The organism is Pseudenemella bisphenolivorans, from assembly GCF_051133435.1.
Taxonomy (GTDB): Bacteria; Actinomycetota; Actinomycetes; order Propionibacteriales; family Propionibacteriaceae; genus JAAYAO01.
In genome coordinates, this window is record NZ_JBPGNY010000002.1 from 227,696 (window position 1) to 238,524 (window position 10,829).

The 10,829-nt window shown below is 68.3% G+C and carries 10 protein-coding genes; 3 read left to right on the forward strand and 7 right to left on the reverse strand.

Annotation, left to right across the window (positions count from 1 at the left end; translation table 11 throughout):
• Positions 1-24 precede the first annotated feature (24 nt).
• From ACR4XW_RS05925 to ACR4XW_RS05935, 3 genes are all read left to right on the forward strand, one after another.
• Positions 25-1,608, forward strand: coding sequence for a bifunctional phosphatase PAP2/diacylglycerol kinase family protein (locus ACR4XW_RS05925; protein WP_434759608.1), 1,584 nt, complete (start codon positions 25-27; stop codon positions 1,606-1,608).
• Positions 1,609-1,681: 73 nt separating this feature from the next.
• Positions 1,682-2,584 (forward strand): ketopantoate reductase family protein, encoded by a 903-nt coding sequence (locus tag ACR4XW_RS05930; protein ID WP_434759609.1) that lies wholly within the window; start codon positions 1,682-1,684, stop codon positions 2,582-2,584.
• Positions 2,585-2,865: 281 nt separating this feature from the next.
• Positions 2,866-3,501: an LON peptidase substrate-binding domain-containing protein gene (locus ACR4XW_RS05935; protein ID WP_434759610.1), complete on the forward strand. Its 636-nt coding sequence runs from the start codon at positions 2,866-2,868 to the stop codon at positions 3,499-3,501.
• Positions 3,502-3,592: 91 nt separating this feature from the next.
• Here ACR4XW_RS05935 and ACR4XW_RS05940 read toward each other — a convergent pair whose 3' ends face one another.
• The 7 genes from ACR4XW_RS05940 to ACR4XW_RS05970 all read right to left on the reverse strand — a co-directional run bounded on the left by ACR4XW_RS05940 (position 3,593) and on the right by ACR4XW_RS05970 (position 10,827).
• Positions 3,593-4,108 carry a hypothetical protein gene (locus ACR4XW_RS05940; RefSeq protein WP_434759611.1) on the reverse strand — a complete coding sequence of 172 codons (516 nt, stop codon included), beginning with the start codon at positions 4,106-4,108 and terminating at the stop codon, positions 3,593-3,595.
• Positions 4,109-4,395: 287 nt separating this feature from the next.
• Complete coding sequence (locus tag ACR4XW_RS05945) at positions 4,396-5,391, reverse strand: serine hydrolase (RefSeq protein WP_434759612.1); 996 nt, start codon at positions 5,389-5,391, stop codon at positions 4,396-4,398.
• A complete protein-coding gene (gene pheA, locus ACR4XW_RS05950) occupies positions 5,391-6,323 on the reverse strand; it encodes a prephenate dehydratase (protein ID WP_434759613.1) in 933 nt (310 codons plus the stop codon). Before pheA ends, ACR4XW_RS05945 begins: the two co-directional genes overlap by 1 nt.
• Positions 6,324-6,332: 9 nt before the next feature.
• Complete coding sequence (locus tag ACR4XW_RS05955; protein ID WP_434759614.1) at positions 6,333-7,187, reverse strand: DUF2510 domain-containing protein; 855 nt, start codon at positions 7,185-7,187, stop codon at positions 6,333-6,335.
• Positions 7,180-8,757 (reverse strand): polyprenol phosphomannose-dependent alpha 1,6 mannosyltransferase MptB, encoded by a 1,578-nt coding sequence (gene mptB / locus ACR4XW_RS05960; RefSeq protein WP_434759615.1) that lies wholly within the window; start codon positions 8,755-8,757, stop codon positions 7,180-7,182. Before mptB ends, ACR4XW_RS05955 begins: the two co-directional genes overlap by 8 nt.
• Complete coding sequence (locus ACR4XW_RS05965) at positions 8,754-9,515, reverse strand: hypothetical protein (RefSeq protein ID WP_434759616.1); 762 nt, start codon at positions 9,513-9,515, stop codon at positions 8,754-8,756. Before ACR4XW_RS05965 ends, mptB begins: the two co-directional genes overlap by 4 nt.
• Before the next feature lie 37 nt (positions 9,516-9,552).
• A complete protein-coding gene (locus ACR4XW_RS05970; protein WP_434759617.1) occupies positions 9,553-10,827 on the reverse strand; it encodes a S8 family serine peptidase in 1,275 nt (424 codons plus the stop codon).
• Positions 10,828-10,829 lie beyond the last annotated feature (2 nt).

Below are 10,829 nucleotides of genomic sequence, written 5' to 3' on the forward strand. Positions count from 1 at the left end.
GTACGCACACGTATTGTTCGTCACATGGCACCTCGGGCGATCTCACGGTTCAGCTTGCTGGTGACCGTCGGCTCGCTGCTGGCCTTCGTGGTGTGGACGTTGCTGGTCGGCGCCGGGGCGCTCGAGGGCCTGGATCGCCGGTTGAGCATCGGCCGGCCCCCGGCACTGACCTCACCCGTGGGGCAGATCGCCTCGGCGATCGCGGTGTTCACCCACCCCTTCGTGATCTATCCGGTGCTGCTGATTCTGGCCGTCTGGGCTTGGCGCCGCCGGCTGCGGCTGATGAGTTGGGCGTTGCTGTTCTCGCTGCCCATCGGGGCCCTCGGCCGGTGGCTGATCGCCCAGATCTTCGCCCGTCCACGTCCCGATGACGGGTTGGTGTTGATCACCCAATCCGGCTTTGCCTACCCGTCCGGGCATGTCACCGCGACCACGATGGCCGCGATTCTGATCACCGCCACGGTGGTGGTCACCCGTCAGTCGACGCGGGTGACGATCGGCTGGCGACTCGGTGGTGTGGCGGTGATTGCCCTGGTCGGGTTCGACCGCTGGGTGCTGGGGGCGCATTGGTTCAGTGACCTGATCGGGGGCCTGCTGTTCGGCGCCTTCGCGGCGACGTCCTGTCTGGTGTTGGCCGGGGTGAAGGTGGTGCCGCCGGAGTTGACCGCGCTGGCCGCCCGCCGCAGCCGAGCCCTGGCCCGGGACGGCACCGAGCTGAAACCGCGCTGTGCGGTGATTCTGAACCCGTCCAAGGTCACCGATGAGGCGACCTTTCGGCGCCATGTGCACTACGAACTGAGTTCGCGCGGCTGGGCCCGTCCGATCTGGTTGGAGACCACCCCCGAGGACCCCGGCGCGGAGATGACCGAGGTGGCCCGCCGCAAGGAGGTCGATCTGGTGTTGGGTGCCGGCGGCGACGGGACGATTCGGGCGATCTGCAACGGATTGGCCGGGACGGGAATTTCGTTCGGGCTGATTCCGGCCGGCACCGGCAACCTGTTGGCGAAGAATCTGGGCATTCCCCTGGACGAGCGGGCCGCCCTGGAGTTGGCCTTCGAGGGCACCGATCACCCGATCGATCTGGTGTCGGTGCGCGCCGACGGTGGTGAGCCCGAGTACTTCGGCGTGATGGCCGGGATCGGCGTGGATGCGGCGATCATCTCGGGTACGAATCCCGATCTGAAGAAGGCGGTCGGTTCGGCGGCCTATTTCGTCGCCGCGGCCCAACATGCCAACCACGCCCCGCAACACACGACCTTCGAGGTGGACGGCGGAGAGCCGTTCACCCGGTTGGCCAGCGTCGTCCTGGTCGGCAATGTCGGCAACCTGCAGGGCGGTATTCCGTTGATTCCGGATGCCGCTCCCGACGACGGACTGATGGATCTGTTGGTGGCCTCGCCTAGCTCGGCGCGCGATTGGGTCAAGGTGGTGACCCGGGTGATGACCCGGCAGCGCCGCACCGATGAGCGGCTCGATCGTTTCAAGGCGAAGCGGATCGTGTTGCGCACCGAACACCCCGACGCCTACCAACTGGACGGCGATACGCGCGGCACGGCACGGGAGTTGGAGTTCGAGATTCACCCGGGGGCCTTGCAGTTGCGGATGTAGCTCGCTCGGGCTCGGTTTCGGGTGGTCTCGCTTTCGCGTGGCTTCGGCGCGTTCACGGCGTTAGGTTGATCGCGTGAGTTCAGCTGAGATCCGTACTGTGGCGGTGGTCGGCGCCGGGGCCATGGGTGCGATGTACGCGGCGCATTTCGTTGCCGGTGGTTTGCAGACCTGGCTGGTCGCCACCGGGGAGCGCGCCGAGCGGTTGCGGTCGGGAATGACCGTGAACGGGGAGCCGCTGACCGCCGAGGTGGTCGATCCTGAGGAGGCTTCGGGGCGAGTGGCCGATCTGGTGCTTGTCGCGGTGAAGCATCAACAGTTGGCCGAGGCGGTTGAGCTGGTCGCGCCTGTGGTTTCCACCGAGACGACGTTCTTGTCGGTGTTGAACGGACTGGACAGCGAGGAGACCATCGCCGCGCGCTTCGGGCGCGAGGCGGTGCTGCCGTGTATCGCCCTGGCGATGGATGCCGAACGTTCGGCGTCGGCAGTGTCCTTTCGGCAGGCGGGCCGACTGACCTTCGGGCCGACCGAAGCCCTGGGGGCCGCCGAGCGGGTGGCACCGGTGTGTGCGGCGCTGGATCGGGCCGGTTTGGCGTATCGGGTTCCCGAGGACATGCGCCATGAGCTGTGGTGGAAGTTCATGGTGAACGTCGGCATGAACCAGGCATCGGCGGTGCTGCGTGCGCCCTACGGGGCCTTCAAGGCCGAGGGCCATCCGCGCTCGTTGATGATGGCTCTGATTGACGAGGTGCTCGCAGTGTCGGCGGCCGAGGGGGTGCATCTGGATGAGTCGGATGTGGCCACGTGGAGTGAAGTTTTGGCCGGTCAGCCCGATCAGGGAGTCACCTCGATGCATCAGGACGTGATGGCCGGGAGGCCGACCGAGGTCGAGATCTTCGCCGGACGGGTGATCGAACTCGGCGCCAAACATGGGATCCCGACGCCGTACAACCAGGCGATGCGCTGGATTCTGCCCTGACCTTTGGGGGGGCCGCGAAGCCGCGACCGGTAGCCGCACCCATCGATCGGCAGACGGTCGCCGGCCCCGAGCACCGAGCCGCCTTCCGGCGAGCACAGCCACTTCATCGCCGAGTACTCGCGCCGGATGGATGAAAACGCACCCCACAGCCACCGATAAGGCACAAAAGCGTCGCCTACCCGACCCTGGGGTGCGTTTTCATCCATGGCCCAACGAGAAGAGCCGGGAACAGCCGCAACCCAGTCCTTCCACACACCTCGAGCATGTGCGAAGTTGGTGGGGTGACCACCACCACGCTGCCGATCTTTCCGCTGGGGTCAGTGCTGATTCCGAACATGCCGCTGGCCCTACAAATCTTCGAGCCGCGCTACCGGATGATGCTCGAGCACATCGAGGCCGACGAACAACGCTTCGGAGTCGTGCTGATCGAGCGCGGCTTCGAGGTCGGTGGCGGTGACGCCCGCTTCACCCTGGGCACGGTGGCCGAGCTCGAACTGACCCGCCAGATGTCCGGCGGCCAGATCCGGCTGATCGCCCGCGGCACCCAACGTTTCGAGGTCGAATCGTGGCTCCCGGACGATCCCTACCCGCAGGCCGAGGTTCGCCTGCTACCCGAACTGGAATGGTTCGACGCCGACCAACCTCGGATCGACGAAGTGGAGGCCACCGTGCGCCGAGCCCTGGCCATCGCCAGCGAATACAACACCCACGCCTGGCCCTCCGACACTCCCTTGTCGCGGGGTCGGCTCGCTGCGGCCTGGCAATTGGCCGGCATCGCCCCGGTGGGCGCCCTCGATCAGCAAACCCTGCTCGGATCGACCTCGGTGGCCGAACTGCTCGACGGCATCGAGCGACTCACCACCGAGGCGATCGAACTACTCCCGCTCCAACTCCCGGACGAGCCCGACCCGGCCTGACCGGGCGCAAGGAGAAGGGCATTGGCGGGAGTTCCGAAGGGCTCGCACGCATATGGCCCGACCGGGAGCAGGAGACGGCCACAGCGAGCAGTCAGTACCACCAGAACCACAGCAACGCGTTGGTTCCACCGGTGCAGCGCACCGCATTACCCTCCGGCGGCTCACAGGTCATCCGGTGCTCCTTGCCGGTGACCGGGCTGTACACGTCGTAGGTGCCGGGCCCCTGATCGATGTAGGTCTGCCGAACCACATAAGCGAACTGACAGCTGGTGACTGAGTTCACCGCCACGTCCGGGTCACCGCACAACTTGGTGCCACCCGGCGGCCAATCCTCCTCATACATCGGATCCTCCTCCTGCTCCTGCGGAGGCGGCGGGGGCGCCTGACGTTCCGGGGGTGCCTGCTTCTTCGGTCTCTCGGGTTCGGGAACCTGCGTCTGCGGTACCTCATTCTTCGGAGCCTTCGTCTCGGACGGGGCCTCGGACGGCGACGTTTGCTCCGGTGCAGGGGTCGTCGGTTGGGGAGCCACCGTTGTCGTCTGCGGCTCCGGACGCAGCAGGAAGAACGCCACCAAACCGATGGCCACCACGAGCAGGCCCGCGAGCACCCCGATCAGTATCGCGACGCCCTTACCGCCTCCACCGGAACCGGACGGACTTCGCGGCGGTGGTGGGCCCTGGCCCCATGGCGGCTGCGCGTGACCCGGCGGCGGCCCGGGTGGCGGCCCCGGCGACATACCTTGGGGCTGCGCGCCCGAATGGCCCGGCTGCTGCGCTCTCCACGGTGGTGGTTGCGGACTGGATTGTGGACCGGACATGGCAAGGCTCCTCGACCCCCGGGGGATGAGAAGATTCGGCTTACTTCAGTATAAGGCCCGCGATTTCCGCGTCCTCGTCAGGGTCGGCCGAATGCTCCCACCAGCGCGTTCAGCACCCGAACCCCGTCCTCGAACGACTCCGCCTGCACCGCGATCGCCACCAGCACCCGCTCACCATCGGCCCGCTCATACCAACCGAACTGACGCACCAGGTACCCCGAACCGGTCGGCCCCCAGCCGCCTTTGAAGGCCGCCCCGGGCATCGTGCCCAGAGCCCAGGACTGCTCCGCGGACACCTGCCGCATCTGCGCGATCACCTGATCGGCACCCTCCAAGCACGGCAACTGCCGCAGGAACCCGATCTGATCGGCCGTGGCCCACCGGGTCTGCCCGAAAACGCTGTACGGCGGACGCAACCGACGGCTCGGCACCGAGGTTCCCTCGTCCCCGGCCTCGCGCAAAACCTCACGGACGGCCTCGGCCCGGGCAGCATCATCGGGGCCCAGCGCCCGCCACAACCGGTCGGCAGCCTCATTGTCCGACACCCGCAGCGCCGCCGAAATCGCCTCCGCGTACTCCGCCCCCTGACCCGACCGGATCACCGCCAGAGCCAACGGCACCTTCGCGGTCGACCAGGCCGGCAACTCCGCCAAACCGCCAACGCTCTGCACCCCCGATCCCGGGTCGTACCAACTCGCCTCGAAGTCCACCCCGTACTCCTCGGCCACCGCGGTCAGGTCGGCCGCCGGATCGACTGCGGACGGCCCGGCCAACGACACCTGCCGGCAATCCCGAGGTGCCCGGGTGGGCGCAGCCGTGTTCGGCTCGGGCTCCGCCGATTCAGTCGGCTCGCGCGAAGGCGGGACGTCGGTAGTGGGCCCAACACTCGAGGGCGCGGAACTCGAAGGTGCGGGACTCGTCGGCACCCCGCTACCGGACGGCCGGGGCGAAACCCCCGACGAGGCATCGGGCCCCGGACGCCCCGCGACGAGCAGGGTCACGGTCAGCCCGACCGCGAACAGCAGGACGGTGACCAGGGCCGCCAGCACCGCCGTCCGCGCGTTCGAGGCCATCAGTCGCCGGCGCTACCCGGGTTGCTGATCTCGTCCAGCCACTCCCGGGCTGCGGCGTAGTCGTGGTCGGTGAACCCCTCCTCGACCACCGGACGCACCCGGTCGGCGCGCGGGTACGAGCCGAGGAAGACCACGCGCCCGCAGATCCGGCGCAGACCCATCAGGGTCTCGGCCATCCGGGCATCGGCGATGTGCCCCTCGGCATCGATCGAGAAACAGTAGTTGCCCAACTGGGTCTTGGTCGGACGCGATTCGATCCGGGTCAGGTTCACCCCACGTCCGGCGAACTGCTCCAGAATCTCCAACAGCGCACCGGAGCGATCGACTTTCATGTAGGCGACCAGGGTGGTCTTGTCCGCACCGGTCACCGGTGGCGGCGCCTCGGGACGGGTCACCACCACGAACCGGGTCACCGCCGAGGTGTTGTCGGCGATCTCGGAGGCCAACGCGTCCAGGCCGTGCATCTCGCCGGCGACCTTGGCGCTGATCGCGGCATCGAAGCGCGAGTCGGGGTTGGCCACCTCGGCGGCGGCTGCGGCGGTCGATCCGCCCTCGATCACGGTCGCCTCGGGCAAGTTCTGGGCCAACCAACCCCGGCACTGCGCCACCGCGTGCGGATGACTCAACACGACCTGCACATTGTCGAGGGACGTACCGGGCCGGCCGAACAGGGTGAACTGCACCGGCAGCAACACCTCACGCCGAATCATCAACAGGTGCCCGTTGGCGAGGTAATCCAGGGTGGCGCTCACCCCACCCTCGACCGAGTTCTCGATCGGCACGAAGGCGGCATCCACCTCACCGCGGCGCACCGCTTCCAGGGCGGTGATCACCGACGAGTGCGGAATCTCGGTGTCGCCCTCGCTCAGGACGGACTGCAGGGCCTCGTGGGTGAATGTTCCCGCCGGCCCCAGATATGCATAACTGGCCACCGCAACAGCCTAGTTCACCTTCAGACTCGCCCGGCTCGCCGCAACTTCGTCGATCAGTGACTGCTCGGCATTGTCCGGGATCATCGACACCCACACCGCACGCTGGGCGGAGTTGAGTTCGATGACGATCACCTCGACACGGTCGAAACCGGAATCACCGGGTGCCGCGGGCTCGTACCGCAGCACCGCGGTCCTACCCACCGCCCGGCCCTCCGGCAGATCGCTCACGTCGGCGTCCTCGACGTCGGTGATCCGGGCGGCTTCCTCACCGAAGAGGTTCTTCGCCAGATACGCCAACAGGTAGTCGGCGTAGTCGATTCCATCGACCCTGGGCGGGCCGGCGTAGCCACCGAACATCACCAGCGAGTAGGCGTTATCGGCCCCACTGGGTTGGCGCACGGGCCTTTGAGTGAGCAATACCGGCTCGAGCCCCCGATTCACGCCCCGGTCATTGGCGTTGCCCGGCGGTAGGGTCACCGCCACATCGCCGAAGCGTGCCTGCAGGGTCTCCGTGCTTCCCGAGAACTTCGCGTCGGCCGTGGCCGGCGGCTCGGTCAGTCCGCTGGGGGTGGGTGCGAAATCGGGGTGTGTGGTGTTGCGGTTGGTCGCCGCGCCACCGGCTGCGGCCAGGCCGAGCAGCACCAGCAGCACGACCACACCGATCACCATGGTGCGGGCGGCCAGCGACACCTGCCGGTCACCGCGCGGCACCACCACTGCGGTGACCCGCGGGTTGTCGTGACCCTCCGGCGGCGGGCCGTCGTCGGAATCCGCCAACCAGTTCGTCCAGCCGCGTCCGGTCCACCAGCGGTAGACATCGGGACGCTCCCCCGGGTCGGGGTACCAACCGGCCTTCTCAGCCACCCTCGCTCACCCCCACCGGCTCGTCCGCGGCCGCCCTTTCGGCACGTCGTCGATCGCGTCGGGGCCGATACCACTGCTGCCACCACCACAGCACGATGGCGACCAGCACCCCGATCTGCACGATCGGGGAAATCGTGTCACGAATGCGGCTCGTCACGAACTCCAATTCCGCACTCATCTCCACCGCTCGTCCGGGCACATATGACAGGGACAGGAACACCCCGCGCCACACGAACAGCTTGTCCAACCGGGTCGCACCGAGCAGCGCTAGCGGTGCCCACACCATCAGGTCGTACCAGGCCAGGGTGTACAGCGAGGTGGTCAGCCAGGCCATCGACAACAGCAGGGCGGTGCGGACGGTGATCGTGATCGGGTCGTCCTGGGCCGGCACCGAGGTCGACAGCCCCGACACCGCCCGCCAGGGCAGCACCCGCGACAGCATCCAGGCGATCACCACCAGCAGCACCAGGGCCACCACGTTCAGGATCAGCTTCGTGGTCGGCACCGACAGCGGCCAGGTGAGCAGGTGGTACAGCGGCTGCACCCACGACCCCACCGACACATAGGTGGTGTTGCGCAGTACCTGCACCAGGGCCCGCGGTTCCCACAGCCCGTAGGCGATACCCATCGGCACCAGGGTGCCCAGGCAGAGCAGGACGAGGTTGCGCGGCTGCTTGCGGTAACCCCACAGCATCGCCAACCCGTACAGGCCGATGCTCAGTTTGAAGCAGCCCGCCAGCCCGATCATCACCCCGGCCCCGAAGGCGCTGCGGCGCATGAACAGCACCCCGATGATCGCGAACATGATCGCCCAGCCCTCGTTGTGCGCCCCGGCCACCACCGACCAGATCATCAACGGGTTTGCGATCGTCAGCAGAATCGCGCGGGCCTGCAGTTTCGCGTCCCCGTGGGCCAGCCAGATCACCGCGATACAGCACAGAATGAACGGCAGCACCGTCGACACCTGCAGCCAGAACACGATGTCGTGCATGTTGTTGCCGCCCAGCAGGTTGGCGAACCACTGGGTCCACGAACTGAGCGGGCCGTAGACGCTGGGGGTGTCGTGCCAGGGACGTTCCACCCAGCGCAACACCTCGTCGTACTGGCTGCGGAACACCTCGGCGGGGGTGATGTCGTAGGGGCTCAGCCCGAGCCGTTGCAGCCGTCCGTAGGCGGCATACATCAGCACATCGGCCGAGGTCATCGGCGGCACCATGATGGTGACCAGGTTGAGCCCCAGGCCGATGCCGAAGAGCCGTTTCAGGTTCGGTTGCCAGCCCGCCGCGACCCCGCGCAGGGTCAGGCCCAACCCGACCGCACCGATCGCGATCACCAGGGCGACCAGCCCGGAGACGAACCATTCGTTCGGACGGCCGATCGTGTCCGGTGGCAGATACCAGGGCGGCAGCAGCGATCCGTCGCGGGGCCCGAGGGTCAAGGTGACCGCGGACGGGCCCAGAAAACCGACGAACAACGTCAGCACCGTGGCGGCGATGATCAACCCCAACCCCAGGTGTGGGTTGCGGTGCCAGGGCCAGGGTCCGGGACGGGACGGTTCGGGGTCGGTCACGAGCCGCGGCTCCACGGGCCTCGCCGCAGCAGGCCGGACAGGCCACCCTCGGGCAGGAAGGATTCGGCCTTCAGGCCGCGTCCGGCCAGTGCCCGGGTGACATCGGTCAGGGTGCGGGCCCGTTCCATCGACGCGGCCAACGAACCGTCCCGGTCGTCCGGACGCAGGTCCACCTCGACCTCGCGCACCCGCAACCCGGCGGCGGTGACATCGAGCAACAGGCCGACATCGGCACCCCACCCGGCGGCCAGCGGGCTGGCCACCTCGAAGGTGTCCCGGGTCAGGCAGTGCAGGCCGGTGAGCGGGGCCTTCGGCCGCCACCCGGTGAGTTCGTCGATGCCGCGAATGGCCAGGTCCTCGGCGACACCGGGCTTGTGTTCCCCGGTCGGGACGGCGGTGGCCAGGTCGACCTCCTCCTCGCGCACCGGGGTGACCAGCGCCCCGAGGCGTTGCGCATCGGCACCCATCTCGGCCTCGGCGATCAACACGAAACCGGCCCGTTTCAGGTTGTCGCGGGTTTCCAGAATGCCCAGGGCGTTCACCGAGGAGTCGATGCTGCGGGCCCGGCCGAGTGGTTTCTGGTGGGTGACGATGATCGCCCCCGCCCCGGCGGCGTACTTCGCGGTCTCGTCGGCCGAACCGTCGTCGCACACGATCACCACGTCCACCCCGCGCAGGGCGCGGACGGCCTGCACCGTGTCGGCGATGGCGTGCACCGCGTCACGGGCTGGGATTACGCAGGCACCCGACAAGGACATGGGCACAGGCTAGCCAACAACTCGGTCGCCGCGCGCGTCAGTGGTCGTCGCGCGGGGCCGCGGGACGCCATCGGCGCTTGCGTCCCGACGGTGCCGACAGCACCAGCGCCGCGGCCAGCCCCAGCCCGAGCACGCCGGCCCCGCTCAGCGCCAGGGCGACATTGCGCATCGTGGTATCGGGACGGACCCGGTCATCGGGGTCGGGTGCCGGGGTGCCCGGCGGTGGGGACGCCGGCGGCTCCGGATCGCGGGGCACCACACCGGTGACCGCCCGTTGCGGGTTCACGATGCCGTAGCCGAGTTGCTTGTCCGGAACCGCCATCGGGGGCGGATCGGCGGTCAGTTCCAGCCGGGCCTGTACCTCGTCCGGGGTCAGGTCGGGGTTGTCCGAGAGCATCAACGCCACCGTCCCGGTGACCTGGGGGGCGGCGAAAGAGGTGCCGGATTCGAGGGCATAAGCAGCCCCGTACTCGCTGCCCGAGGGGCGCACCACCGGGATTTCCACCGCCGGTGCCGCCACCGACACCCGCAGATCGCGATGCCACTGGGACAGCTCATTGGGCAGGTCACCGGGGCCGGACATGCCCACCGCGATCACCCCGGGATAGGCGGCCGGGTACGGCAGTTCCGAGCTGGAGCCCTTGTTGCCGGCGGCGGCGATCACCACGATGTCGTTGTCGATGGCCTTCTTGATCGCGGCCCGGTAGGCGGGGGTGTCACTGCCCTGCTGGGAGATGTTGATGATGTCCACCTTCAGGCGGACCGCCTCCTCGATCGCGGCGATGGTCGGCTCCAGCGGTTCGAGTTCGGGCTCGCCCTCCTCGGGATCCCACACGCTCACCTGCAGGGTGCGCATCGCGATCACCTTGGCGCGTGGCGCGATCCCGACCATGTTGGTGTTCGGGTCGGTGTCGGGCTGGCCGACGATCAACCCGACCACCGAGGTGCCGTGGGCGCAGTCGTCCATGCCCTCGTTCTTCTCCCGGAACTCGAAGCCGGTGAAGTTCACAGTGGTTACGTCGGCGCCCTCCAACATCGGCACCCCGTCGGTGTCCACCCCGGTGTCGATCACCGCGATGGTGACGCCCTCACCCTGGTTGCGCGACCAGGCCTGCTCGGGTTTCATCCGTTCGACCTGCCAGGATTTGCCGGCCGGTTCGCTGGCCCAGTCGCGGCACATCTTCGTGTCGTAGGGCTCGCCGGGTTCGATCGCGTGGGCCTGCAGCGGGGGCGCGAGCAGCACACCCGAGCCGACCGCCCCGGCCAGCAATCCGGCGCACAGCCGGGCCCGGGCCCGTTTCCCGAAACTCACCG